General features: G+C 49.7%; 22 protein-coding genes. 5 read left to right on the top strand and 17 right to left on the bottom strand.

The genetic code is table 11. The features are described from left to right. Positions 1-14: 14 nt before the first annotated feature. Both DFR42_RS14150 and DFR42_RS14145 read left to right on the top strand, forming a co-directional pair. Positions 15-395 carry a DUF2946 family protein gene (locus tag DFR42_RS14150; RefSeq protein WP_146218853.1) on the top strand — a complete coding sequence of 127 codons (381 nt, stop codon included), beginning with the start codon at positions 15-17 and terminating at the stop codon, positions 393-395. Between the two features lie 107 nt (positions 396-502). Next, positions 503-2,806: a TonB-dependent receptor gene (locus DFR42_RS14145; protein ID WP_245936970.1), complete on the top strand. Its 2,304-nt coding sequence runs from the start codon at positions 503-505 to the stop codon at positions 2,804-2,806. Positions 2,807-2,840: 34 nt separating this feature from the next. Here the strand turns inward: DFR42_RS14145 and DFR42_RS14140 are convergent, their stop codons facing one another. The 3 genes from DFR42_RS14140 to DFR42_RS14130 all read right to left on the bottom strand — a co-directional run bounded on the left by DFR42_RS14140 (position 2,841) and on the right by DFR42_RS14130 (position 4,293). Continuing rightward, on the bottom strand, positions 2,841-3,200 hold the full coding sequence (locus DFR42_RS14140) for a 5-carboxymethyl-2-hydroxymuconate Delta-isomerase (RefSeq protein ID WP_110255655.1): 360 nt from the start codon (positions 3,198-3,200) through the stop codon (positions 2,841-2,843). Between the two features lie 26 nt (positions 3,201-3,226). Then, the gene (locus DFR42_RS14135; protein WP_110255654.1) at positions 3,227-3,712 is read right to left on the bottom strand and encodes a GNAT family N-acetyltransferase; all 486 of its coding nucleotides are present in this window, start codon (positions 3,710-3,712) and stop codon (positions 3,227-3,229) included. Positions 3,713-3,870: 158 nt separating this feature from the next. Continuing rightward, entirely contained in the window at positions 3,871-4,293 is a 423-nt protein-coding gene (locus DFR42_RS14130; protein WP_110255653.1) for a hypothetical protein, read from the bottom strand. Positions 4,294-4,446: 153 nt separating this feature from the next. Here DFR42_RS14130 and DFR42_RS14125 point away from each other — a divergent pair, with 153 nt between their 5' ends. Then, positions 4,447-5,130, top strand: coding sequence for a MarC family protein (locus DFR42_RS14125; RefSeq protein ID WP_245936969.1), 684 nt, complete (start codon positions 4,447-4,449; stop codon positions 5,128-5,130). Between the two features lie 17 nt (positions 5,131-5,147). Here DFR42_RS14125 and cadR read toward each other — a convergent pair whose 3' ends face one another. After that, positions 5,148-5,579, bottom strand: coding sequence for a Cd(II)/Pb(II)-responsive transcriptional regulator (gene cadR / locus DFR42_RS14120; RefSeq protein ID WP_110255652.1), 432 nt, complete (start codon positions 5,577-5,579; stop codon positions 5,148-5,150). Between the two features lie 127 nt (positions 5,580-5,706). Here cadR and DFR42_RS14115 point away from each other — a divergent pair, with 127 nt between their 5' ends. Next, positions 5,707-7,950 (top strand): heavy metal translocating P-type ATPase, encoded by a 2,244-nt coding sequence (locus DFR42_RS14115; RefSeq protein WP_170133530.1) that lies wholly within the window; start codon positions 5,707-5,709, stop codon positions 7,948-7,950. Between the two features lie 79 nt (positions 7,951-8,029). Here the strand turns inward: DFR42_RS14115 and DFR42_RS14110 are convergent, their stop codons facing one another. From DFR42_RS14110 to DFR42_RS14070, 9 genes are all read right to left on the bottom strand, one after another. Then, positions 8,030-8,335 carry a hypothetical protein gene (locus DFR42_RS14110; protein ID WP_110255650.1) on the bottom strand — a complete coding sequence of 102 codons (306 nt, stop codon included), beginning with the start codon at positions 8,333-8,335 and terminating at the stop codon, positions 8,030-8,032. 99 nt (positions 8,336-8,434) lie between these two features. Next, positions 8,435-9,976 (bottom strand): SpoVR family protein, encoded by a 1,542-nt coding sequence (locus DFR42_RS14105; protein ID WP_110255649.1) that lies wholly within the window; start codon positions 9,974-9,976, stop codon positions 8,435-8,437. An 8-nt stretch (positions 9,977-9,984) separates the two neighbouring features. Further along, positions 9,985-11,259, bottom strand: coding sequence for a YeaH/YhbH family protein (locus DFR42_RS14100; protein ID WP_110255648.1), 1,275 nt, complete (start codon positions 11,257-11,259; stop codon positions 9,985-9,987). 63 nt (positions 11,260-11,322) lie between these two features. Then, entirely contained in the window at positions 11,323-13,245 is a 1,923-nt protein-coding gene (locus tag DFR42_RS14095; protein WP_110255647.1) for a PrkA family serine protein kinase, read from the bottom strand. Positions 13,246-13,682: 437 nt separating this feature from the next. Beyond that, positions 13,683-15,983: a putative bifunctional diguanylate cyclase/phosphodiesterase gene (locus tag DFR42_RS14090; RefSeq protein ID WP_110255646.1), complete on the bottom strand. Its 2,301-nt coding sequence runs from the start codon at positions 15,981-15,983 to the stop codon at positions 13,683-13,685. Between the two features lie 444 nt (positions 15,984-16,427). Then, positions 16,428-17,240: an ABC transporter ATP-binding protein gene (locus tag DFR42_RS14085; protein WP_110255874.1), complete on the bottom strand. Its 813-nt coding sequence runs from the start codon at positions 17,238-17,240 to the stop codon at positions 16,428-16,430. A 2-nt stretch (positions 17,241-17,242) separates the two neighbouring features. Next, the gene (gene ntrB, locus DFR42_RS14080; protein WP_110255645.1) at positions 17,243-18,142 is read right to left on the bottom strand and encodes a nitrate ABC transporter permease; all 900 of its coding nucleotides are present in this window, start codon (positions 18,140-18,142) and stop codon (positions 17,243-17,245) included. Between the two features lie 9 nt (positions 18,143-18,151). Further along, the gene (locus tag DFR42_RS14075; RefSeq protein ID WP_110255644.1) at positions 18,152-19,435 is read right to left on the bottom strand and encodes a CmpA/NrtA family ABC transporter substrate-binding protein; all 1,284 of its coding nucleotides are present in this window, start codon (positions 19,433-19,435) and stop codon (positions 18,152-18,154) included. Between the two features lie 276 nt (positions 19,436-19,711). Further along, positions 19,712-20,380 (bottom strand): ANTAR domain-containing response regulator, encoded by a 669-nt coding sequence (locus tag DFR42_RS14070; RefSeq protein WP_110255643.1) that lies wholly within the window; start codon positions 20,378-20,380, stop codon positions 19,712-19,714. Positions 20,381-20,524: 144 nt separating this feature from the next. On the opposite strand from DFR42_RS14070, the gene tsaD reads away from it, so the two are divergent. Continuing rightward, positions 20,525-21,553, top strand: coding sequence for a tRNA (adenosine(37)-N6)-threonylcarbamoyltransferase complex transferase subunit TsaD (gene tsaD, locus DFR42_RS14065; protein WP_110255873.1), 1,029 nt, complete (start codon positions 20,525-20,527; stop codon positions 21,551-21,553). A gap of 25 nt (positions 21,554-21,578) precedes the next feature. Here tsaD and DFR42_RS14060 read toward each other — a convergent pair whose 3' ends face one another. The 4 genes from DFR42_RS14060 to DFR42_RS14045 form a co-directional block, all read right to left on the bottom strand. Then, positions 21,579-22,064: a cache domain-containing protein gene (locus DFR42_RS14060; protein WP_110255642.1), complete on the bottom strand. Its 486-nt coding sequence runs from the start codon at positions 22,062-22,064 to the stop codon at positions 21,579-21,581. 75 nt (positions 22,065-22,139) lie between these two features. Further along, positions 22,140-22,769 (bottom strand): glycerol-3-phosphate 1-O-acyltransferase PlsY, encoded by a 630-nt coding sequence (gene plsY / locus DFR42_RS14055; protein WP_110255641.1) that lies wholly within the window; start codon positions 22,767-22,769, stop codon positions 22,140-22,142. A 105-nt stretch (positions 22,770-22,874) separates the two neighbouring features. After that, on the bottom strand, positions 22,875-23,366 hold the full coding sequence (gene ybaK / locus DFR42_RS14050; RefSeq protein ID WP_110255640.1) for a Cys-tRNA(Pro) deacylase: 492 nt from the start codon (positions 23,364-23,366) through the stop codon (positions 22,875-22,877). 165 nt (positions 23,367-23,531) lie between these two features. Then, positions 23,532-25,529: a S9 family peptidase gene (locus DFR42_RS14045; protein WP_110255639.1), complete on the bottom strand. Its 1,998-nt coding sequence runs from the start codon at positions 25,527-25,529 to the stop codon at positions 23,532-23,534. Positions 25,530-25,576 lie beyond the last annotated feature (47 nt).

The raw sequence follows: 25,576 nt of genomic DNA, 5'->3' as shown, positions 1-25,576 counted from the left end.
TACAATGCCGCCCCATGTCCGCCCGCCGCATTTCCCTGTCGTGTTTTCGCCACCTGGTGCGTGCAGTACTGCTTATGTATGTACTGACGCTGGGTGTTGCCATGGCATCATCTGTGGTGAAATCTGGCGAACAGGGCATGAACCTGATATGTACCAGCACTGGTTACAAGTTTGTCAAAGCGGATGGCGATGGAGTCAAGGAAACTGGCAAGAGCATGACGCACTTGCTGGATTGCTCCATGTGTCTGGCCGCCAGCTTGCCTGCTGATTTCCCGCAGACTTCCGTTTGCGCTGCGCCACATGCCTTGTCGTATGCAACGCGCTCCATCCCGGCGGCACGCCTGGCGAGCATTGTTGCAGCACCCATGCCCGCACGCGGGCCTCCTTCCCTCTAAAAAATCCGGTCTTATTCAAGCTTGCCATGCCTGTGACATGTTCCTGTCCTGTGCTGCCTGGCATGCATTGCGCATTCGCATGCGCTCCAATTTTTTAGAGTATCCTTATGTCGAATTCTTTACGCACAGTGCGTTTGCGCGCACTAGTGGTTGCCATGGCAGCCGCCTTCCCCTTCCTGCCTGCAGACGTGCAGGCCAGTGAAACCACAGAAAACACCAGCACGGCTGAACGCGTCATCATCAATGGCGACCGCCCGTCTTCCCTTCCCAAGGAAATACCGACGACCATAGAAGGCATCAATGCCAGGACTATGGAGCAGACCATCAATGCCATCGATGCAGAAGATGCTTTGAAATACCTGCCCAGCCTGCTGGTACGCAAACGCTATATCGGTGACTACAACCATGCAGTGCTGGCGACACGCGCCTCTGGCACGGGCAATAGCGCACGCTCCATGGTGTATGCCGATGGCATCCTGCTGTCCAACCTGCTGGGTAATGGCGCAAGTTTTACACCGCGCTGGGGTCTGGTGACGCCCGAAGAAATTGACAGGGTAGATGTATTGTATGGACCGTTCTCAGCCGCCTATGCAGGCAATTCTGTCGGTGCAGTAGTCGATTACGTGACGCGTATGCCCAGACAGTTTGAAGCCCATGCCAAGCTGGTGGGATTCACCGAGAATTTCCAGCAATATGGTACGGACAAAAACTATAGTGGCAAGCAGCTCAGCGCCAGCCTGGGCAACAAGCAAGGGGCTTTCTCATGGTGGCTGAATGTGAACCAGCTAGATAGCGATGGCCACCCTATCGTCTTCGCCAACAAACTGGCATCTACGGGTGTCAGCAGTACAGAAGGAAAAGCTGTGACGGGTGCGATTGCCGACAAAAACCCACAAGGCCTGGACTGGTGGGTTCTGGGCGCGACCGGTCAATACCATACGACGCAAGACCATGCGAAGATCAAGCTGGCCTATGAGCTTAGCCCGACTTTACGTGCCAGCTATACCTTCGGCTATTGGCGCAACAATATGAATAGCGGGGTCGAAAGCTATCTGCGTGATGCAACGGGCAATGCAGTGTATAGCGGCGACATCAATATCGCCGGTAAAAAATATACCCTGGCCCCGACTGATATGTCCAACAGCAAAAACCAGCTGGAACACATCACCCACGGTCTGAATTTGAAGAGCAATACCAAAGGCGTATTTGACTGGGAAGTAGCGGCCAGCCTGTACGACTACCGCAAGGATATCGCCCGCGCACCTGTAGTTGCCATCCCCCGGGCAGATGCAGGTGGTGCCGGACGCATCACCGATGGTGCAGGCACAGGCTGGAATACCCTGGCCCTGAAAGGCATCTGGCGCCCACATCCAGAACATACTGCAGAATTTGGCTATCAGCGTGAAGCCTATCAAATGCGCACCCAGGTATCTGATACCGATGACTGGATCAATGGTGGTGCAGTCAAGCGTTTCTCTGCTTTCCAGGGCAATACCCAGTTACAGAGCCTGTATGCGCAAGATGCATGGCGCATCAATCCGGCATGGAAAGCCATTATCGGTGGCCGCTTTGAACAATGGCAGGCAGATCGCGGTGCTATTTCAAATGCCAGTTCCACCCTGCTCTTCGCCGGACGCAAGGAGAATTATTTCTCTCCAAAAGCAGCAATCGCCCTCAAGGCCAATGAAGACTGGACGTTGAAAGCATCAGCAGGTCGTGCTGTGCGTATGCCTACCGTGTCTGAACTGTATCAGGGCAGTATTTCCACCACAGCCATCGTCAATAATGACCCCAACCTGAAACCAGAAAAATCCTGGACTACAGAATGGACAGCCGAACGGGTGCTGAATGAAGGCAAGGGCTTTTTACGCACTACCCTGTTCCACGAGAGAACCAGGGATGCCCTGTACTCACAAGTGAATACCCTGGTCACACCGAATGTAACGAATATCCAGAATGTCGATGAAATCCACACCACAGGGCTGGAACTCGCTTATCAGGCAAGTGATGTTTACACCCGTGGCCTGGATCTGGCAGCCAGCCTGACTTATGCCAATTCCGAAATTACCCGGAATGACAAATTCCCAGTCAGTGTAGGCAAATGGCAACCACGCGTACCAGCCTGGCGCGCCAATTTTGTCATCAGCTATCGCCCTGATGAAAAGCTCAGTACCACCCTGGGCTTGCGTTATAGCGGCAAGCAATACGGTTCACTTGATAACAGCGACAGCAATGCCTTTACCTACCAGGGTTTTTCAAGTTTTGTGGTTGCTGACGTGCGTGTGCGTTATCAACTGGCCAGACAATGGACAGCGTCTGTAGGTATAGACAATCTGAACAATAAAAAATACTGGGCCTTTCACCCCTACTCGCAACGCACTGTCGTCGGTGAATTGAAATTTGATTTTTAAGCTGCTCTGATCATGAAGGCGTGTTCTGTTTTTTTCAGTTTGCCAGATGCGCCTTCGCGTAAGTTTCCTTATCGATTTCCAGTACCTCAACGCACAACTGCACATCCAGCCCTTGCGGCCAGGTTTGTGCAGTCTGTATCACTACCAATACACGCTCTGATAACTGTCGTCTTACTTCGGCGCTGCGCCCTGTCAATATCGCCAGTTTGGCATGCAGGAAAGCACGCTCATCTGGCGTAGTGCCTATCACTACATCTTCCAGACGTATCGCCCTGCTCTTGATATCAATTTCCTGAAAGTGCTGACTTTCAACCAGAGAGGCATTAATTTTCAGCAGTAAATCTCTGGCTTGAATTGGCAGATTGCTGGAATACTCCAGAGTAAAGTGAGGCATGGACTTCTTTCTTGTTTTGTTAATTTTTATAATGTGACCTGCATCAGCAGATAGGAATTTCTGACGCCGGTTTGCACAAAACCGCAAGAGGCATACATGCCCGCTGCCGGGTTTTGAGGATGCACAGTCAGGGAAACTTGTTTGATACCGTGTTGACGCGCCACATCCAGCGCCGCCAGCATCATGGACTTGCCATAACCCTTGTGCTGATATGCAGGCAAGAGGGCGATCCCCAGTTGCGGCGTCTGTTCATCGATAAAGGCCAGACCCATGCCATCTGGCACCAGACGCATCCAGCACGCGCCTATGGGGTCTGCTTCACCTTCCAGGATGGCAATCACGCCAAGATCACTGTCGCGCCCCCAGTTCTCGGCATAAATACGAACTGGCGGCAATTGCAGGGTTTCCAGTGGACGCAAGCCAGCCGGTGAGGGGTCCCACAAGGCGATATGCAAGAAATTCCAGAGTAAATCCTGATGCTGTGGAAGCAAAGGCGAAAAGCGTAAACTCATTTAGGCACTAAAAAGTGTAGGGCAATACGCATATTCTAAGCAAATATCGGCACTGGCGCTTGGTGCTGCATCAAATACGCAAAACGGGAGTACGGAAGTACATTAACCGGACAGTGTTGCCCTGGCGGCTCGGCTATCGTGCGATAGCGCGGTGCTTATTATTGAGACGATTTGACAAGCGCGCTGGCACTTGCCTTTTTCCATTCATCTTCCGGATTGCAGCCACCTACCTGTTCACTGTCAAATATGACAGGTTCCCACTTGCTTTCCATGATGGATTCTTTTTTTGCCACGATGTAATACCGGGTGCATGCCTGCACATCCAGCAACATGGTTTTCTGAGTAGGGATATGCGACCCGGAGTGAGCCAGTTCTACCACCAGCATATGCTTGCCGGGTGCAAGTTGAACTTCTCCGCGGAAATACAGGGACTGATCTACCGATACAATACGGACAGGATATTGATGGTTCAGCAAAGGACGGTCAGGGCGTCCGCTCAAAAAAGACAAGGGTGCAGTCTGACATGCCCCAAGTAGTATCATGCCAGTAACAACGACGAGATTTTTTATCCTGAATATCATGCAAGCCTCTCACTGCCTGTAGTCCGGCAAGGCTACAATTGTACAATACGGCGACATCTGCCAAACTGCAATTATTTGTATCGCTACGTAGCGCCAGAGTCGCAGTTCCCGCATTTCTCATGCATAATCGAAACAAATTTTTATGGAGCAGGCATGAGCATCACGATGATCATTTTTTTCAAGGCCCTGATCGTAGTACCGGTCACCTTGCTACCTATTTTGAACCCTATCGCTATTGCCCCTATTTTCTTGTCCATGACAGGGCCTATAGAACCACCACTGGCTAACCGCCTGGCAAAGCGTATTGCCCTGAATTGCTTCTTCCTGTTAATAGGCGCCATCTTCGTCGGCTCGTATGTGCTGGATTTTTTTGGCATCTCCCTGCCTATCGTCAGGGTTGCCGGTGGCATCGTGGTTGCCATGGCTGGCTGGAAATTATTGAATGACCAGGGCCAGGATAATTTGCGCAACTCTGTCGCCGCTTCACATGTCGGTAGCTGGAGCAGGGAGGAATTGCGCAAGCGCAGTTTTTACCCCTTCAGTTTCCCCTTGACAGTGGGGCCTGGCACCATCGCTGCTTCAGTCACGCTGGGCACGCAGATGCCACACAAGCCTGTGGACTGGATCATTACCGGCGTTGCCTCTCTGGTGGGCGTCTTGCTGACCAGTCTGGTGATTTATCTCTGTTATCGCTTTGCACGCAATATGGAAAGAATGCTGGGTGATGTCGGTGCCATCGTATTGTTGCGCCTGTCTGCCTTTATTCTGCTATGCATAGGCATAGAAATTGGCTGGGCCGGTGTTTCCGATTTGCTGGGTGATTTAAAAATCCGCTAATCCGGCTTCACATTAATTCATTTACCCGGCGCATGGCAGGCACAAGCTTCGCCATGCGCTGCAGCCACCAGTTCATGCAGAATGCCGCATTCCTGGCCCTGATGCTGCTCATCACAACGCGCCCGCAGTTGTGTCAATTGTTTCTCTAAAGCCCGCATACTTTTCAACCTGGCCTTGACGCGGCTGATTTGCTGGTCGATAAGCTCATTGATATCCCCACAATCTTCCAGCGGGCTGGCAATGAAAGAAACCAGCCGCCGGATGTCTGCCAGGGGAATATCCAGAGCGCGGCAATGGCGTATGAAAGACAGGCGCTCCAGATGCGCTGGCGTATAGCTGCGATAGCCGTTCTCTTCACGTGCTGGCTCTGGCAGCAAATCCTGTTTTTCATAAAAACGTATGGTCTCTATCTCAACGCCGGTAGCGTTCGCCAGTTCACTGATGCGCATGGGTACTCCGTTTAAAATGAGTGATAAAGCAGACAATATTCAACTGAATTATGACAGGAAATTTGTCCTTGACCCTGTAGTGACTCCACAGTTTACACTCATTGTAAACTATCGCTGAGAGATGCAAATGTCTGAAAAAAATACCTGCTGCAGCCATCAACATCATCATGAGAAATCGCCTGTCAAGGTGGACATAGTGACACCTGGCTTACCAGACTTGCCCAATTTGCCATCCAGCGCCAGCAAGTTCAGGCTGAAGATCGAACAAATGGATTGCCCGACTGAAGAAGCCCTGATACGCAAGGCCTTGTCTTCATTGCCCGGTGTGCTGGCGCTGGAATTTGACCTCATCAACCGTGTGCTGACGGTACATCATGAAGCAGCGGATATGGCAGCCATTCAGCAACGTCTGGCTGGTACAGGCATGCAAGGTATAGAACTCACCGGCGAACAAACTATAAAAGAACAAGCTGCAAACGTGTCTGCACGCAGCTGGCTGCACTACTGGCCAGTCGCCCTGGGCGGCCTGGCAGCCATTGCAGCAGAATTGCTGGGATGGTATAGCGGTGATGAAAATTCACTCGTCATTGCCCTGCTGGCACTCTGCACCATACTCAGTTGTGGTATCCCTACACTAAAAAAAGGCTGGATAGCCTTGCGTCACTTCAGCCTGAATATCCATTTACTGATGACAGCAGCCGTGCTGGGTGCAACTGCCATCGGTCAATGGCCAGAAGCTGCCATGGTGATCTGGCTGTTTGCCATTGCCGAACTGATAGAAGCCGCCAGCCTGAGCCGCGCACGCAATATTATCCAGGGCCTGCATTCACAAGCGCCGGAAACCACTTTGCTGCAACAAGCGGATGGAAGCTGGCTTAGTGTCCCAACCGGGAGTGTCGAACTGGGAAAAAGCATACAGATACGCCCAGGTGACAGAGTGCCACTGGATGGCATCATAGAAAATGGCCAGTCAAGCATCAATGAAGCAGCTATTACCGGCGAAAGCATGCCGGTAGAGAAAAAGACTGGCGACCTGGTCTATGCGGGCAGCCTCAACCAAAGCGGCTTGCTGCAAGTCAGGGTGACAGCAGTGCAGGCATCCACCATGCTGGCCAGGATTGCGCAATCAGTGCAAGAAGCACAGGGCCAGCGCGCCCCGACCCAGCGTTTTGTTGACCGTTTTGCAGCAATTTATACTCCAGTGGTGTTTGTGATTGCCATATTGCTTGCGGTATTGCCACCATTGCTATTGCAACATGGCTGGCATGACAGCCTGTATCGCGCCCTGGTATTGCTAGTGATTGCCTGCCCTTGTGCCCTGGTCATCTCCACCCCGGTGACCGTCGTCAGTGGCCTGGCACTGGCGGCCAGACGTGGCATCGTCATCAAGGGCGGCGTGTATCTGGAACAGGCCAGGCATTTGAAAACCATTGCTTTTGACAAAACCGGCACCCTGACAGCTGGCAAGCCACAATTAATAGAAACCGTCAGCCTAGGCGAGAAAAGTGCTGAAGACATACTGACACTGGCTGCCAGCCTGGATGCGCATTCCAGCCATCCGCTTGCCATCGCCTTGCTGAATGCCTGCAAGAACCCGCTGCTGACAGCGACGAATATCAAGCTGTTTGAAGAAGGTCGCGGTCGTGGTGTCAGTGGAGAGATGAATGGACTTGACTATCATCTCGGCAATCAAGCCATGTGGCAGGCCCTGCAAACTATGGATGCACCAGGCAAACAGCCTGCCGCACTGGAGCAAGAGTTAAGCAGACTGGAAGCTGCCGCAAATACCGTGCTATTCCTGTGTCAGGGGAATCAGTTGTTGGGCTTGCTGGCACTGGCAGATCAAATACGTGAACATAGCCGTGCGGCACTGGCTGAGCTGCAAGACATGGGTATCAAAACCGTGATGCTGACCGGTGACAATGCTAAAACTGCTGCGGCCGTCGCCGCACAGGCCGGTATCAGCGAATTCCAGAGCCAGATGCTGCCCACGGAAAAGCTGAGCGCGATACAGAAATATGGCGAAAAAGGTTTAACAGCCATGTGTGGCGATGGCATCAATGATACCCCGGCCCTGGCGCGCGCCGACATCGGTTTTGCCATGGCAGCAGGCAGTGATACTGCCCTGGAAACAGCAGATGTGGCTTTCATGCAGGATGATTTACGCAAGCTGCCAGAAATGATCAGAATCTCGCAGCGTACTGCAAGCATACTGACGCAAAATATCAGCTTTGCCTTGCTCGTCAAATTCGTGTTTTTTGGCCTTGCACTGACTGGGCATGCCAGCCTGTGGATGGCAGTATTTGCTGACGCTGGCACCAGTGTACTCGTGGTATTGAATGGCTTGCGCTTATTGAATAGCAAAAAATAGTCTGGTAAACATGGCCATAATCTATCTATATAGAAGAGTTAGGGGAGTGAAGCAACTTCCCTCCCCTGCAGGCAAGAATTTACTCGGCGTTGGAAATGGGTTCATTGAGCATCAGCGCATGCTCGACGATTTCTGTCTCATCACCGATGCGACTATTCCAGGCACGCACGAAATAATTTTTTTCAGCCTGGGTCGGCGCCTCATACCAGATCACCATCAGCGTGCCCTTGTGGTCATGTATCTTGGCCAGTTTGGTGATGCATTCTGTATTGCCATCAATATCTGCCAATCCCATTGCATAACCATAGACGCGGCTCAGACGTTCTATGCGGTCCGGTTCGGTTTCGCTATTGGTGGCAGAAATTTTTGGGTGGTCCAGATACATGGTGCGTCTCCGTCTTCTGATGGGTGTTTTTCATTCTAACCGATAGACAGGGCTGTCGCTATCTGGATTTAGAGGCTTTGCGCTGCCAGCAAGAAAAACTCAGGCTCTGTTGCGTTTTTCCCATTTGCACTCTTGCCGCGCCAGCACTTTGGATTCAGGATCAACCGTTTCCAGATAAACATCAAACCCCCATAATCTGGCCACATGCTTCAGCATTTCCCCGGTTTGTGGATTGAGGGGGCGACGCCGGTACTGGGTATGGCGCAGAGTCAGAGCGCGGTCACCCTGCATGTCTACCGACCACACCTGTATATTTGGCTCACGGTTACCAAGATTGTATTGCCCTGCCAGTTGCTCACGCAGATAACGATAGCCATGTTCATCGTGGATGGCTGAAATCAGCAGCTTATCCTTGCTGTCATCATCCAGTATCGAGAAAAAATGAAAGTCGCGCATCAGTTTGGGTGACAGATACTGCGCAATGAAACTCTCATCCTTGAAATTGCGCATGGCAAACTGCAAAGTTTTTTTCCAGTCGGCACCAGCAAAATCAGGAAACCACTCACGGTCTTCTGCCGTAGGGTTTTCACAAATCCGGCGTATGTCACGCATCATGGCAAAACCCAGGGCATAGGGATTGATACCACTGAAATAGCGGCTGCCTACTGGCGGCTGATAGACGACATTGGTATGGCTTTGCAAGAATTCCATCATGAAACCATCGCCAACTACGCCTTCTTCATAAAGCTGATGCAGGATGGTGTAGTGCCAGAAAGTAGCCCAGCCTTCATTCATGACCTGGGTCTGGCGTTGTGGATAGAAATACTGCGACACCTTGCGTATGATGCGCACCACTTCACGCTGCCAGGGTTCCAGCAGGGGTGAATACTTTTCTATGAAGTACAAGAGGTTTTCCTGTGGTTCCGGTGGAAAACGTTGTTTGACCAGGCTTCCCGGCGCTTCATTGCGACGCGGTATGGTGCGCCACAAGTCATTGACCTGGGATTGTATGTATTTTTCCCGCTCTTCCTGCCGCTCTCTTTCTTCGGCCAGGGAGATACGGGCTGGGCGTTTATATCTGTCCACGCCATAGTTTTGCAAGGCATGACAGGAATCGATGATCAATTCCACTGCCTCCATGCCATAACGCTGCTCGCAATCGGCAATATAGTTTTTGGCGAACAGCATATAGTCGATGATGGCATCGGCATCGGTCCAGGTACGGAACAGATAATTACCTTTGAAGAAGGAATTATGTCCATAGGCGGCATGTGCTATCACCAGGGCCTGCATGGTCAGGCTGTTTTCTTCCATGAGGTAAGAAATACAGGGATTGGAATTGATGACGATCTCGTAAGCCAGGCCCATTTGCCCGCGTTTATAACTTTTTTCAGTCGACAGGAAATGCTTGCCAAAAGACCAGTGGTTATATGACACCGGCATGCCTACCGAGGCATAGGCATCCATCATCTGTTCAGCAGTAATGATCTCCAGTTGATTGGGATAGGTATCAAGGCCGAATTGCTCGGCAACACGGCGTATTTCCTCGTGAGCCTGTTCGATGAGCTCAAACGTCCATTCCGATTGTTCTGGCAAGGCGCGTGCATGTTTTTTTCTGGGGCTGACATGGTCGTTTTCCATGGATTACCTCATTTTGGCTGTTTCTTGAACAGTTCCCGAAAGACCGGATAAATATCCGCCGGCGTTTCTATTTTTTGCATCGCAAAGTGCGCACTTTGCTCGGCGACTTTTTCATATTCCAGCCACAGGTTTTGCGGCTGGCCATCAGTAATTTCCACATAGGCATAATACTGCACCAGGGGCATGATGGTATTGACGAGCAATTGCTTGCAAGTTGCAGAATCATTGTCCCAGTTATCACCATCGGAGGCCTGGGCCACATACACATTCCAGTCGGATGCGGCATAACGATCGCGTACAATTTGTCCAAGCAAATTCAGGGCAGAAGAAACGATGGTGCCGCCAGACTCACGCGAATGGAAAAACGCCTCTTCATCGACTTCCAGTGCCGTTGTGTGATGGCGGATGAAGACCACTTCTATCTTTTCATAAGCGCGTGTCAGGAACAGATACAACAAGATGAAGAAACGTTTTGCCGTATCTTTTTTTTGCTCATCCATGGAACCGGACACATCCAGCAGACAAAACATGACGCACTGACTAGCTGGTTTGGGCACTTTGACGCGGTTACTGTAACGCAGATCAAATGGATCAAGAAAGGGGATGGCCAGCAAACGGGTACGCAGATGATGTATTTCCTGTTTCAATGCGACGAAGTGAGGTTCTTTAGGATCCACACCTACTTCCAGCAAGACTGTCATTTCCTGTTCTGCGTCTTTCAATCTGCGGGCCGATTTGCCACCGACTGCTATCCTCCGCCCCATCGCGCCGCGTAGAGAACGCAGTACATGCAGGCTGGAAGCCGTGCCCGATGTTTTGTAGCCAGCACGCTGGCTCTTGAAGTCTGTCGTCGAAGTCAGTTGCGTCTTGACCATATTGGGCAATTCCAGATCTTCGAAGAAATAATTCATGAATTCTTCGCGTGACAACTGGAACACAAAATCATCTTCGCTGGGGTCTTCGCTATTACCACCCTGCCCTTTACCTGAACCACCTCCACCGCCACCCTTGGGTCTGGCAACCTGGTCACCGCGCTGGTATTGCTCGTTACCAGGTTGCACACCTTCCCACACACCACCGTGGGCATGGCCAAAAGTAGGTTCGCTGACATCCTTGACTGGAATGGAAATGCGTTCACCACTTTCTATATCGGTGATGGAACGACCTTTGACTGCTCTGGCAACAGCATCTTTGATCTGCCCCTTATAGCGACGTAAAAACCGTTCGCGATTTGGGGCAGATTTATTTTTACCCTGGACACGCCGGTCAATCAGATGAACCAAAATGCTCTCCCGTTTGCCCTGAAATTTCCCTGCAAATCAGTTACGCTTAAAGTCACGCATCAATTAAGAAGATTTCCTGACACGCAAATACCATTCGCATAGCAGGCGTACCTGCTTGGCCGTGTAACCTTTGGCGACCATGCGCTCGACAAATTCCTGATGCTTGTTGGAGTCATCTGCACTGGCTTTGGCATTGAAAGAAATGACAGGCAATAATTCTTCCGTATTCGAGAACATTTTTTTCTCGATGACGGTGCGCAGTTTTTCATAACTGGTCCAGGCTGGATTTTTGCCGGCATTCTGCGCCCTTGCCCTCAGTACGAAATTGACGATCTCGTTGCGGAAGTCTTTGGGGTTGGATATGCCTGCCGGTTTTTCGATTTTTTCCAGTTCGTTATTGAGCGCATCGCGGTCAAAACTCTCGCCTGTATCAGGGTCTCGGAATTCCTGGTCCTGTATCCAGAAGTCAGCAAAAGTCACATAGCGGTCGAAAATATTCTGACCATATTCTGAATAGCTTTCCAGGTAAGCCGTCTGGATTTCCTTGCCTATGAATTCGGCATAGCGTTGCGCCAGGTATTCTTTGATATAGGACACATATTTCTGTTCGACCTCGGGCGCAAACTGCTCACGTTCTATCTGCTGTTCGAGTACATACAGCAAATGCACGGGGTTGGCTGCCACCTCGGTATTATCAAAGTTGAAGACCTTGGACAATATCTTGAAGGCAAAGCGCGTAGACAAGCCATTCATGCCTTCATCGACACCGGCATAATCAGCATATTCCTGACGTGATTTGGCCTTGGGGTCGGTATCCTTGAGGTTTTCACCATCGTACACCTGCATCTTGCTGAAGATGCTGGAATTTTCTGGCTCTTTCAGACGTGACAGCACGGCAAATTGCGCCATCATTTTCAGTGTACCTGGCGCACATGGTGCTGCTGCCAGTGAAGACGTACGTACTAGTTTGTCGTAAATTTTTATCTCATCATTAACGCGCAGGCAGTAAGGTACCTTGACGATATAAATACGATCAAGGAAGGCTTCATTGTTTTTATTGTTCTTGAAGGTTTTCCATTCTGACTCATTTGAGTGAGCCAGTATGATGCCCTCAAATGGTATGGCACCAAAGCCTTCTGTACCTTTAAAATTGCCTTCCTGGGTCGCAGTCAATAATGGATGCAAGACTTTGATCGGTGCCTTGAACATCTCGACGAATTCCATCAACCCCTGATTCGCCAGGCACAAACCACCTGAATAACTATAGGCATCAGGATCATCCTGCGCATACTCTTCGAGTTTGCGGATATCAACCTTACCTACCAGCGAAGAAATATCCTGATTGTTTTCGTCCCCTGGTTCAGTTTTGGACACAGCAATCTGTTTCAGTACCGAGGGGTAGCGCCTGACCACACGGAATTGATTGATGTCGCCATTAAATTCATGCAGTCGTTTGACAGCCCAGGGGCTGGGTATATTTTTCAGGTAGCGGCGTGGTATGCCAAAATCTTCTTCCAGCAAGAGGCCATCTTCATCTTCGTTGAACAGACCCAGAGGTGACTCATTGATGGGAGACCCCTTGATGCAATAGAAGGGGATTTTTTCCATCAGGGATTTCAATCTTTCAGCAATAGAGGATTTACCACCGCCGACAGGCCCTAACAGATATAGAATTTGTTTGCGTTCTTCCAGACCTTGCGCCGCATGGCGGAAGTAGGAAACAACTTGTTCTATGACTTCTTCCATGCCATAGAATTCGCGGAAGGCAGGATAGATCTTGATGACTTTATTGGAGAAGATACGTGATAGCCGCGAGTCGTGCCGGGTATCGACCAGCTCAGGCTCACCGATGGCAGCCAGCATGCGTTCAGATGCGCTGGCGTAGACAAGGCGGTCTTTTTTGCAAAGATCGAGGTATTCCTGCATGGAATACTCTTCTTCACGAGTCCGTTCATACCGTGCGGTGTAGTTGTCAAAGATATTCATCCCGACCTCCATGGATAAGCAGTGAACTTGCAAATACCGAACCGGGCTGGCAGCAATATCAAATCAATCCGAACGCATACAAATCAAAAAGATTAATTGCCCGCCAGCACACTACAACTTTAGTGTAGTTGAAATTATCAAAACGTGCAGACGAAATTGTTACTCTGTGCAAAATGTTGGAATTAAGCAAAACCAAATAAGAAAACCGATTAAAGGCGAACGCATTAAGTCAGAAAATTAAACCAAACAATTAAGTCAAACCCAACAACACATAAAGAAGCAATCTACACTATCCAACGCGATTGCGTGGAAGGCGTTGACAGTGATTGTTAATTTCTGTGATGTGAGAATTGCTGAGATACCGCTTTGCACAAATTTTTTTGTGCAGCTCATCACAATTCATTTATACATATTCAGGAATGATGACGAGCAGGTATTCAGGCTAGTTTGAACTGGTAGGGAGGCAGTGCTTCTTTGGCGGGCATTTCAGTGAGTAACAATTCCAGCGCTGAAACCTCCAGCGGTCTGTAATAATAATATCCCTGGAAATAATCGCAGCCTATCTCTTTGAGAAAGCTTTCCTGGGCTTCGTTTTCCACACCTTCTGCAACAGTATGACAAGACAGGATGTTAGCCAGCGAGATAATGGCTTTGATGATCATTTCACTTTTCTTGTTGTAGCCTATCTGCGCCACGAAAGAACGATCAATTTTGACACTCTGCGCCGGGAAGTGGCTGAGCTTGGACAGGGACGAGTAACCAGTACCAAAGTCATCAATCGCGATATTGAAACCCCGCGCCTTGAGTTCATCGAGGTGATGTATGGTCAGGGCTTCATTGGCGATCAGGCCAGTCTCGGTAATTTCAAATTCTATATAAGACGGCGCAATATCATAACGATTGCAGCAACTGTCGATGAGCTGCAACAAGTCATTGCGGGCAATATCGGTTGCTGACAAATTCAGGGCAATGACAGGGCAATCGGCATAGCGGTTCAACCAGTCCCTGACCTGACAGCATACCTGGTTCATGACATAGTTGCTGATCAGGCGTATCAGGCCAGCACGTTCAGCAATAGGGATAAATTCTGCCGGTGCGACATTGCCCAGGCTGGGAGACTCCCAGCGCAATAAGGCTTCCAGGCCTGCTATCTTGCCTTCGCGATCAACTTTGGGTTGATACACCAGACGGAATTCATTTTGTTTGAGTCCATTGACGATACCAACTTCAATCTCCACGCTGCGGCGTATTTGCAGGGCATCTTCTTCATCAAACAAAGTCACGCTTTGATCACTGGAACGGCGCGCGGTATCCAGCGCCACTTCACTGCGGCGTATCAGGTCATCAGGCTCCTGATCTTCCGGCCTGACCAGGGCAATACCAGCAGAGAATTGTATCAACAGATTTTCACCATTGACGTCCATTTCCTTGGGCAAATTATTCCTGACTTTTTCTACCAGTTTGATGATTTCACCGGGGGTACGCGAATTCTCGACGACAAAGGAAAATACGATGCTGCGCAAACGCGCACAAAAACAATTTTTTGGTAAGGCCCGCGATAATTCTTCAGCGAAGCGGCGCAAAAGGATATCGCCAGTGTGTGCACCAAATTGCTGATTGGCGTGGCGTATACTATTCAAGCGAAAAGAAACCAGGGCTGTTACCTTGGTATCGTCATTTTTTGCCAGCACGTCTTGCAAGTGGCTGCGCAACATGTCCCGGTTGGGCAAATTGGTCAGGGCATCATGACGGCTCAGATAATCTTCACGCTGCAAGCTGAGTTGCAATGCATGATGCATGGAATGCAGGCCAGAGACATCACGCAGGGCAACGATGTAATGGTCAGTCGAGGTCTGGGAAATATTTTCCAGTGCCACCAGCTTGCCATCACGTGTGCGATAAGCTGACATGCGCATGTTTTCTGACTCATCGCTGTTGGGGCTTTTCAGGCGCACACTATTATCCAGCGACAACCAGGCAAACAAGGCAGATTCATCCTTGTCATCCGGATGACGTCCCAGCAAATTATTGGCCAGCTGGTTCGCCTGCAAAATTTGCCCGCTGGCATCCGTCAGCAATAAGGCAGATCCGGCATTCTGGAAAACTTCTTCATATTGGGCATGGCTGACAGCCAGGGCAACACTGGCCTGGCGATACCGTAATGCTGACACGTCCAGTTCGTGCAAGACCCTGAACACAGCCAGAGGAACACAGGCATTGAAGAACAGGAACAGTAGCGATTGCACATAGGTATTACTGGCAGGCAGCGTGATATCAAAGCCGGGTATGTTCAGCAAAGGCCGGTTCAGCAGCAGTAAAAGAAAAGGCAGGATGTTAAAAACCATCAGGCCTATGGCCAGCCGCGTACCAAAAAACAGGCGGGCAATGACAGGCGTTGTATAGATGAAGATATAGCCAAACTTGGCAATCTCGTATTGATTGATGAGGCTGACAATGGCAAACGCGGACGCATACACCGTCGCTATGAGGATGGCGGCACCAGCACGCAAATGACGGGATGAATAATACAAACCCAATGCCAGCACAACATAAAAAAAGCCAACTACCCACAACACCTGATAGGCACCAACTGCGATTGCATCCAGAGAACTGTGAATCGCTACTGCCGCTTCCAGCACAAAGCCAGACATCAAAATGATACGTAGTGCACTTAATTTCCATGCAGCGTGCTCGGCAGGCGTTAATGCACTTTCATTAAGAAAAAGCCAGCGAAACATGTCATGTAATCAAAAAAATAAGCTGAACCTGTTGCTACAAATCGGGTGAATACATGAACTATTATGCAATTTTCTTAAGCAAAAGCAATAAAACTGATTTCAGGTATTATCTTGCCAATTTTACATCAACAAACTCTTGTGAATCTGTGAAAAAATGTTTCCAAAAGGATTATGCATTCTCTCATAGATTCACGGCTTTTCCGCACATATTGTCGCCTTTGGCAGCATTAAAAATGAAAACTAATTTTCATTTGGAGAAATGATTAGATATTTATATTTCATATTGTAAATTTTGCGTAAATAGCAATCTCTTCGCGCATTTACCTGCGGAAACATTCTCTTTCCACTGCAGGCGCAGGAAAAAACCAAACCTTACTCTTGAAAAGAGCAAGGTTTCTTCATTGCAATTTCAGGTGGATTTTTTTATCACATCCAGGCGAAAATTCAAGCCGCATCATGTACAGGATGCGACTGACGATGATATAAAAATTCCAGCACTTCGGTACGGTATTTCGCATATTGTGGATTTTGCGCTAAGGCAACTCGGTCGCGCGGTCTGTCCAGATCTACTTGCAAAATCTCACCTATGGTCGCTGCCGGGCCATTGGTCAGCATGACGATACGGTCTGACAACAATACTGCCTCATCCACGTCATGAGTGACCATGACTACGGTAGATTGTGTCTTGGCGACTATCTTCAGCAATTCATCTTGCAGGTGCGCACGCGTCAGCGCATCAAGTGCGCCAAAAGGCTCATCCATGAGCAAGACTTTGGGCTCTATTGCCAGCGCGCGGGCAATGCCCACGCGCTGCTTCATGCCGCCAGAAATTTCGTTAGGTCGTTTTTTTTCTGCGTGTGTCAGCCCCACCAGTGACAAGGCCTGCATGGTACGTTTTTGCAGTTTCGTGCCATTCTCGGTCGCGCCAAATACACGCTCGACTGCCAGGAAAACATTTTCATAACAAGTCAGCCAGGGCAGTAAAGAATGATTCTGGAATACCACGCCACGCTCTGGGGACGGACCAGAAATTTCTCTGTTTGCGCACAACAGGGTGCCAGCACTGGCAGTGGTCAAGCCAGCAAGCAAATTCAGCAAGGTAGATTTGCCGCAACCGGAATGACCGATCAGAGTAATGAACTCGCCTTTTTTGACATTCAGATTGATATCGCGCAGCGCATGGAAACTGCCCTTTTTGGTATTGAAAACCATTTCTACCTGATTGATTTCTATGTACTTGCTATCGACTTCTTTCATGATCATGTCCCCACATCTTCGTAAGTAAAGGCGCGCGCTATCGCCACCAGAATTTGTTCCAGTATCAGGCCCACCAGGCCTATGACAACGATGGCGATGATGATGTGCGGCACGTTCAGATTATTCCATTCATCCCATACCCAGAAACCTATGCCTACACCACCGGTCAGCATTTCTGCCGCGACAATGACCAGCCAGGCTGTGCCTATCGCCAGTCTGACGCCGGTCAACATATAGGGTAAAACCGAAGGCAAAAGAATGCGGGTAATGATTTTCCATTCAGACAAATTCAGTACGCGAGCGACATTCATATAATCTTGCGGGACGCGCTGCACACCGATTGCAGTATTAATGATCATGGGCCAGATAGAGCAAATAAAAATAGACCAGATCGCCGCCGGGTGGGCCGATTTGAATACCAGCAAACCTATAGGCAACCAGGCCAGTGGAGACACTGGTTTCAAGAGGCTGATGATGGGATTGAACATGCCAGATAAAAACTTGAAACGGCCTATTAAAAAGCCCAGCGGTATACCCACCGCTGCGGCCAGGCCAAAGCCGACCGCCACACGTTTCAGCGAGGCATAAATATTCCAGCCTATGCCTTGGTCATTAGGTCCCTTTTGATAAAAGGGATCAGAAAAAACCTTGATGGCTTCCTGCAAAGTCACCCATGGCGAAGGAAAGCTAGTGTTCTTCAGGGCGATAATTTCCCATATCAGTATCAGCATGCCTATGCCAAATAAAGGCGGCAACACGCGCAGAAAAAAAGGCCGGAAAGATCGAACTTTCTTTTCTGCTTTGGGTTTGATTTGCTTTGCCAATTTTATTTCCGTCACTGTTGCTGCTGCGGCGGAGGTATCGTCAGCCGCGGGCATTGCACCATGTACCAAGGTATTCATCACCACTCCTTAAGCCTTGATTTTGAAAGAAGCTGCATAGGCAGCCGGATTCTTGCCATCCCACACCGTACCATCCATCAACTTGCTGCTGCGTATGGGGTCTTTGGGCACCGACACTTTAGCCAGCGTCGCCGCATCCTTATAAATGTCAATGCGGTTGACGGCTTTTGCCACCGCCAGATAATCTGGATCTGTCTTCAGCAAACCCCAGCGCTTATGCTGGGTCAGGAACCACATACCATCTGAGAGATAAGGGAAATTCACCGCTCCATCATTAAAGAACTTCATGTAGTTGGGGTCATCCCAGGTCTTGCCCAGACCATTTTGATATCGCCCCAAAATGCGCTGATTGATGACATCAACCGAGGTATTCACATAGGATTTATCGGCGATGGTTTCTGCCATCTTGGTCTTGTTGGACAGGGATGCATCTATCCAGCGGCTGGCATCGAGGATGGCTGCAACAACAGCGCGTGCCGTATTCGGATACTTCTGTGCGAATTCAGATGTGGTCCCCAATACTTTTTCTGGATGGTCTTTCCAGATATCCTGTGTCGTTGCTGCGGTGATACCTATGCCATCGGCAATCGCCCGGTGATTCCAGGGTTCACCTACACAATAACCATCCATATTGCCTACCCGCATGTTGGCCACCATTTGCGGTGGCGGCACGGTGATGACCTTGGCATCTTTCAGGGGATTGATGCCATTTGCTGCCAGCCAGTAATACAACCACATGGCATGTGTGCCCGTGGGGAAAGTCTGGGCAAAAGTGTATTCACGCTTATCAGTTTGCATGAGCCTGGCCAGGCCAGCGCCGTCAACTGCGCCCTTCTCTGCCAGCTTTTTAGACAGGGTGATTGCCTGACCATTATTGTTCAGTGTCATCAACACGGCCATGTCTTTTTTATTGCCACCTATGCCCAGTTGCACACCATAAATCAGGCCATACAGCACATGGGCAGCATCCAGTTCGCCATTGACCAGTTTGTCGCGCACACTGGCCCAGGAAGATTCTTTGCTGGGTATGATCTTGATACCGTATTTTTTGTCGAAACCCAGTACAGACGCCATGACTACGGATGCGCAATCCGTCAGCGGGATGAAGCCTATGTTGACTTCTTCCTTTTCTGGCTTGTCTGATCCTGCAGCCCATACCCCACCTGTGCTCAAACCCATGATGCCCGCCCCGCTTGCCAGTGCAGCAGTTTGCAAGAAACTGCGACGTTTGAAATTAGGTTCATTTTCTTCCTGCGTCTTGATGAGATTGTGAGAAGCTTCCTGATTCAACATGTCTGCACTCCAGCTTTAATAGTTTATATAACGAAAAAAGGTGCCATCCCGCCACGGATCAACCGTGTGGAAAGACACCTTTGTCTGGTGAGGTGACCGCCGTTAGTCAGGCTCACTTTTAAAGTGCCAGCGTTGGCACTTTGTTTTTGATACAGCAATTGCCGTGCCAGGCCGAACATCAGGATTTGTATGGCTAAACCAGCCAGGCAACTGCAATCCAATTAAAACTTCGCACTCAAATGACGCATTGCACCATTTGTATGCACAAGTCTGGACTCAGCCGCCCAGCAAATCCGCCACGTCCAGCATGCGCTGGGCCAGATCAACCAGCTTGAGGTTTTTTTCCATGGCTTGCTTACGCATTTTTTGATAGGCCTCGTTTTCTGACAAATGATGTCGCTCCATCAACAAGCCCTTGGCACGCTCTATGGTCTTGCGCTCTTGCAGCTTGGCCTTGGTATCAGACAATTCACTGCGCAGCTTTTGATCGGCATTGAAGCGTGCCATGGCAACATCCAGCACAGGCTTGATGCGCTCTGACTGCAAACCGGCAACTACGTAGGCAGAAACACCGGCTTCCATGGCTGCCGCCATATTGGTTTGGCTACCATCTTCAGTGAACAAGACGATGGGGCGTGGTGCATCACGTGTCAGCATAACCATGTGTTCAAGCACATCGCGCGAATCAGATTCTGCATCGATGATGATCATGTCCGGCTGTAACTGGGTGATGCGCTCACTCATATAGATGTCACCGGGGATGACAGCGATGATGTTATAACCCGCTTGCAGCAAGCCTATGCGCAAGGCACGTGAACGCGCCAGTTGCGCCTGAGAGTCCTCATGCAATTCATCCTCGCTCTGGATAACGGTATTCACGACCACGATCCGCAGACTGAGGCCAGCTGATGTTATCGCATCGTCATTATTTGCTTTGCTGCGCATTGATGGCCCATGCCAGATATAATTACGTTATACGAGTCATAGCAAGAATCGCTCCAATCTCCGGGCCTGAAATGAAAAATGCCCCGTATGGCGTTCCTGCCCGCAGGTGCAATGGCTTACACTCCCTCCCATTTAGAAGCAAACATGATAGTTCTCGGCGTTGAATCCTCCTGTGACGAAACCGGTCTGGCCCTGTATGACACAGAGCGCGGTCTGCTTGCGCATGCCTTACACTCACAAATTGCCATGCATCAGGAATATGGTGGCGTCGTGCCGGAGCTGGCTTCGCGTGATCACATACGCCGCGCCCTGCCCTTGCTGACCGAAGTATTAACTAAGTCTGATGTAGACAAACAAGCCATAGATGCCATCGCCTATACCCAGGGACCAGGCCTGGCCGGTGCCTTGCTGGTGGGGGCATCGGTTGCCTGCGGCCTTGGCATGGCGCTGGACAAGCCTGTGCTGGGTGTCCATCACCTTGAAGGGCATTTGCTATCACCTCTGCTGGCCAGCAAGCCGCCAGAATTTCCTTTTATCGCCCTGCTGGTATCTGGCGGTCATACACAATTGATGCGGGTGGATGGCGTGGGTCGCTATCAATTGCTGGGAGAAACCCTGGACGATGCGGCTGGTGAAGCTTTTGACAAGTCAGCCAAATTGCTGGGACTGTCTTATCCTGGCGGCCCAGCGATTTCACGCATGGCAGAATTTGGTGACCCGGCGGCCTATCAATTCCCGCGCCCTATGCTGCATTCCAAAGACCTGAATTTCAGTTTTTCTGGCTTGAAGACAGCAGTACTGACCGTCGTCAAAAATCATCCAGCCAATATCTGTGAGCAGGATAAGGCCAATATCGCCCGTGGCTTTGTCGATGCCATCGTTGCAGTGCTGACAGCCAAGTGCGTAACGGCGATGAAGGAAAGTGGCTTGAAGCGTCTGGTGATTGCCGGTGGTGTCGGCGCCAACCTGCAATTGCGTGCATCGCTCAATGCAGCGGCGGCCAAGAAGCGCTTTCAGGTGTATTACCCTGAGCTGGAATTCTGTACCGATAATGGCGCGATGATTGCCTTTGCGGGAGCCATGCGCCTGAAAAACAATCCCGGCCTGGCGACGCGGGATTATGGTTTCAATGTCAGGCCGCGCTGGCCCTTGCAAGAACTTGTTGCGGCATGATCAGGATTCTTGCGATGCTGCCTGTCTATTTATAGATACCGCAGCCAACAATGACATTCTCGAATTTTTCTATGTACATGGACTTGGGTTCTATCTGTTTGGTAGTGGGATTGACGAACTTGTAATCCTGCCAGGCCTTGCCCTTGGCTTTCACTAAATCGATACGCTCGCGGATGAAGAATTTACCATCGACATCGGTCAGATCCATCATTTCTTTACCCACCATCTTGGGATTCAGGTGGGCCAGGTTTTTACCGTTCATGTCATACACGACCACGTACAGGTCACGGTCCTGATACTGACCATCACGCTTGTTGATTTCATTGATGGTTGCATCAATGCCATGCTTTTTCATCGCATCGATGGCTTTTTGCACCATGGCCTTTGCTTCATTGGCGCTGCCACGCTCTGCGGCCATGGCTGAAAAACTCAGCAATGCCATAGACAAGACACTGAGCATCCACAATTTCACAAATCGAGCCAGGAATTGAGCCGAAATTTGAGCCAACATAAGCAAACCCCCAATCATGATTAAAAAAGCATGCTATTTTTTAATCATAATTGGGGGTTGCAAAATAATCTAGATTTATTTCTTCTTTTCTTCTTTTGCCTCGGCCTTTTTACTACCCAGGCGACTTTCCTTGCCAGCGATCAGATTGGCAATGTTCTGGCTATGACGATACACCAGCAAGCCACTCATGATGGCTACGGCCAGCATTTTTACGTCGGGGCCAAATAACAAACCATAGTAGAAAGGTGCAAAAATCGATGCGATCAAGGCGGCAAGTGAGGAGTAACGGAAAGCAAACGCAACGATCATCCAGGTCGCCAGAGTCGCTACACCAAGCCAGATATCTATGCCTATCAGGACGCCGGCAGCAGTGGCCACCCCTTTACCACCGACAAACTTGAAAAACACTGGCCACAAATGGCCAATAAACACGGCCAGCGCCACCAGGGCGATACTGCTGTCATCAAACTGGAACTGGTCCTGAAACCTGATTGCCAGCCATACTGCCAACCAGCCTTTGAATGCATCACCCAGCAGAGTCAGCACAGCCGCGGCCTTATTCCCGCTGCGTAGAACATTGGTGGCACCGGGATTTTTTGAGCCATAAGTACGCGGATCAGCCAGACCAAATAATTTGCTGACGACCACCGCAAATGATAAAGAGCCGATCAGATAAGCTGCAACTACAGCCAGAATTGTATTCATCTTATTCCTTCATTCATAAATGCTTCGCAAGTATAAGCCAGGCCAGTGGCCTGAATGACTACCTACGCGAAATTAATGGCATCGAAGCTAGAGCTATTTTTCCAGCTATTCATCCAGCGCGCAATCAACCGGGCGTGCCTGCAACAGGCTTTCCAGTAAGGCAGGAGCAATGCCGATCAGATAGCCACGCTGGCCGCCGTTGATATAAATTTTTGGCAGCGCCAGTATGCTGCGCTCCACATAGACAGGCATGGCCTTTTTAGTGCCAAAGGGTGAGGTACCACCAACCAGATATCCAGAATGCTTTTGCGCATTTTCTGGTTTGCAGGGTTCTACAGATTTACAACCGATTTGCCTGGCCAGATTTTTGGTCGATACTTTTTTGTCGCCATGCATAAGCACGATCATGGGTTTGGCAGCTTCATCCTGCATCACCAGGGTCTTGACGACGTGATGCTCATCCACTCCCAGCTCACGCGCAGACACTGAGGTGCCACCGTGTTCTTCATATGCATAGGGATGTTCAGTAAACTCTGCCTTGTGCTTGCGCAGCAACTGGGTCGCCTGGGTGACCGATACATGTTCTTTCTTGGCCAAATTACACTCTCAAAAACGGGATTTGCGAAAACTGCGGCTGTAAAGCCTCTGTAAATTATAGCCTCAGGGGACGAACTTGCATAATTTGAGCACTCGCCATAAAAAAACCGACAAGCGAACTTGTCGGTTTTCAATTTAATGCTAAATCACTTTAGCTCATGACTATTATTTTTTTGCTGCAGGAGAGCTATCACCAATATATTTATCGATGAAGCGCAGGACAGATTCACCCCACAAGATGTTATTACTTTCTTTCGCCCAGCCATGTCCCTCACCAGGAAACACCATCCACTCCACCGTGTTGCCTTGCGCTTTCAATTTGTCGCGCATTTTTTCACCATGGATCAGGGGTACACGTATATCCTCACTACCATAAGCCATCAGCACAGGTGCCTTGATCTTGCTGGCGTTTTCTATTGCCGACACTTTCTGGAAATAGGCATCATCGGTTTTAGGATCACCATGCATTTTTGCGCCGATGTTGTCCATGACAGGACCAGACATATCTGACCAGTTCACCGTGAACAACATCTTAACGTCTGTTACACCCACCCAGTTAACGCCGCATTTATACAGATCAGGATCTTTGACCAAACCGTACATAGTGGCATAACCGCCATAACTGGCACCAATAATGCACACACGATTCTTGTCAACGATACCTTGCTTGACCAGATTTTCTATGCCGTCGGTAATGTCATCCTGCATGGCAAGACCCCATTGCTTCCAGCCAGCCGTATGATGTTTCCAGCCAAAACCGGTAGACATGCGGAATTGCGGCTGCAAGACGGCATAACCACGCGATGCGAGCATTTGCGTCATAGGATCATAGCCATGCTGGTCGCGTGCATGTGGCCCACCATGAATGTACGCTACCAGAGGCAGGTTTTTCGCTGGAGTACCCTCAGGCAAAGTCAGGTAAGCGGGAATATCCAGGCCATCGCGTGCCTTGTATTTGATGACTGTTTGTGCAGATAATTTCTTGCCTTCCAGTTCTGGCTTGACGACATACACTGGTTCCATGACTTTTTTGTCAGTGTCATAAAAATAGACAGCGCCAACATGATTATCACCACGCACGAAGACAACGACATTTTTCCCGCTCCACTGGAAAGAAACTTCCTGTCCTGGGAAACTTGCCTTCAGAGTTGCCTGCATCTTGGCATAGTCGTCATCAAAAAATATGATTTCTGGCTTCATTGCGTCAACAACTGAACCAAGCAATTTTTTGCGTGAACGGTCTGTCGAAAAGCTTGCCACATCAACATCAGGATGATCTGCGATGATCTCACCTGCGGCTTGCTTATCAAAATCCCAGATATGCACGGCCATCTTGTCACGCCCGTTGAAGCGGCCCGCTACCAGCATAGTCTTGTTGTCGAAGTCAAAGCCCAGTGGATGCATTTCCTTGCCCTCATCCATGTAAGCCTGATGAATGACTTTCCACGGCGCACCTTCAGCGTCGCGGTAATACACAGTCTGCTTGATACGCTTATTATCCGGATCTACACTGGCTGATACGCCAACACGAATAACATTATTCTGATCAAGTACCCAATCACCTATCTTGCCAGGGTTATCAAAAGTCAGGAGCTTGGTTCTGCCAGAAACCGTATCAAGGCGCAATACATCAGATGCCCCTAATTTGGTATCTCTGCCACGCTGATTGTTGACCACGATCAGGTCGTTCGTGCCATCAAAAGTGCGGGACAATACTGAAAACGGTTTGTAAGCGATATTGCCGCCGCGTGCTTCTTTTCTGGTTGGCACCAGTTTGCGAAAGGCCGAGCCATCGCTATTAACCGCAAACAAACCACCGCCATCATTGTCTTCCATCACGACATCACTGCCACGACTTAAACTAAATACCAGGCGATTGTCGTTGATCCATTGAGGAGCAACGATGTCATAGTCCGGATCTGAAGCAATGACTCTGGGCTTGCGTGAATCAAGGCGGATGATCGCCAGGACAAAACGACCATTGCGCGGAGTCAGTACAGCCATGCTCTGGCCATCAGGGGATAAAACTGGCCGTCCACTGAATTGTGCTTTTTTAAAAAAATCTGCGACCGGAATAGATTTGTCTGCATAAGCAGGCAAACTCACTGCACTTGCGGCACATAACATGCCGGCAAGTACTGTCTTGAATATGTGTTTTTTCACAATATGTCCCTCTGAAGTATCTGTTTTTATCACTATAATTTTTATAT

Origin of the sequence: Undibacterium pigrum (assembly GCF_003201815.1) — a bacterium.
In the GTDB taxonomy this organism is placed as follows: Bacteria; Pseudomonadota; Gammaproteobacteria; order Burkholderiales; family Burkholderiaceae_D; genus Undibacterium; species Undibacterium pigrum.
This window is presented reverse-complemented; position numbering and strand designations above follow the sequence as displayed.

What these genes read in the sequence shown, in the direction of transcription:
- DFR42_RS14085 (WP_110255874.1), bottom strand. Translation starts at nt 17,240, where the DNA reads ATGAAAGAAGTCGATAGCAAGTACATAGAAATCAATCAGGTAGAAATG.
- ntrB (WP_110255645.1), bottom strand. Translation starts at nt 18,142, where the DNA reads ATGAATACCTTGGTACATGGTGCAATGCCCGCGGCTGACGATACCTCC.
- plsY (WP_110255641.1), bottom strand. Translation starts at nt 22,769, where the DNA reads ATGAATACAATTCTGGCTGTAGTTGCAGCTTATCTGATCGGCTCTTTA.
- DFR42_RS14130 (WP_110255653.1), bottom strand. Translation starts at nt 4,293, where the DNA reads ATGATATTCAGGATAAAAAATCTCGTCGTTGTTACTGGCATGATACTA.
- DFR42_RS14140 (WP_110255655.1), bottom strand. Translation starts at nt 3,200, where the DNA reads ATGCCTCACTTTACTCTGGAGTATTCCAGCAATCTGCCAATTCAAGCC.
- DFR42_RS14105 (WP_110255649.1), bottom strand. Translation starts at nt 9,976, where the DNA reads ATGGAAAACGACCATGTCAGCCCCAGAAAAAAACATGCACGCGCCTTG.
- DFR42_RS14125 (WP_245936969.1), top strand. Translation starts at nt 4,447, where the DNA reads ATGAGCATCACGATGATCATTTTTTTCAAGGCCCTGATCGTAGTACCG.
- cadR (WP_110255652.1), bottom strand. Translation starts at nt 5,579, where the DNA reads ATGCGCATCAGTGAACTGGCGAACGCTACCGGCGTTGAGATAGAGACC.
- DFR42_RS14095 (WP_110255647.1), bottom strand. Translation starts at nt 13,245, where the DNA reads ATGAATATCTTTGACAACTACACCGCACGGTATGAACGGACTCGTGAA.
- DFR42_RS14060 (WP_110255642.1), bottom strand. Translation starts at nt 22,064, where the DNA reads ATGTTGGCTCAAATTTCGGCTCAATTCCTGGCTCGATTTGTGAAATTG.
- tsaD (WP_110255873.1), top strand. Translation starts at nt 20,525, where the DNA reads ATGATAGTTCTCGGCGTTGAATCCTCCTGTGACGAAACCGGTCTGGCC.
- DFR42_RS14150 (WP_146218853.1), top strand. Translation starts at nt 15, where the DNA reads ATGTCCGCCCGCCGCATTTCCCTGTCGTGTTTTCGCCACCTGGTGCGT.
- DFR42_RS14115 (WP_170133530.1), top strand. Translation starts at nt 5,707, where the DNA reads ATGTCTGAAAAAAATACCTGCTGCAGCCATCAACATCATCATGAGAAA.
- DFR42_RS14145 (WP_245936970.1), top strand. Translation starts at nt 503, where the DNA reads ATGTCGAATTCTTTACGCACAGTGCGTTTGCGCGCACTAGTGGTTGCC.
- DFR42_RS14110 (WP_110255650.1), bottom strand. Translation starts at nt 8,335, where the DNA reads ATGTATCTGGACCACCCAAAAATTTCTGCCACCAATAGCGAAACCGAA.
- DFR42_RS14075 (WP_110255644.1), bottom strand. Translation starts at nt 19,435, where the DNA reads ATGTTGAATCAGGAAGCTTCTCACAATCTCATCAAGACGCAGGAAGAA.
- DFR42_RS14135 (WP_110255654.1), bottom strand. Translation starts at nt 3,712, where the DNA reads ATGAGTTTACGCTTTTCGCCTTTGCTTCCACAGCATCAGGATTTACTC.
- DFR42_RS14090 (WP_110255646.1), bottom strand. Translation starts at nt 15,983, where the DNA reads ATGTTTCGCTGGCTTTTTCTTAATGAAAGTGCATTAACGCCTGCCGAG.
- DFR42_RS14070 (WP_110255643.1), bottom strand. Translation starts at nt 20,380, where the DNA reads ATGCGCAGCAAAGCAAATAATGACGATGCGATAACATCAGCTGGCCTC.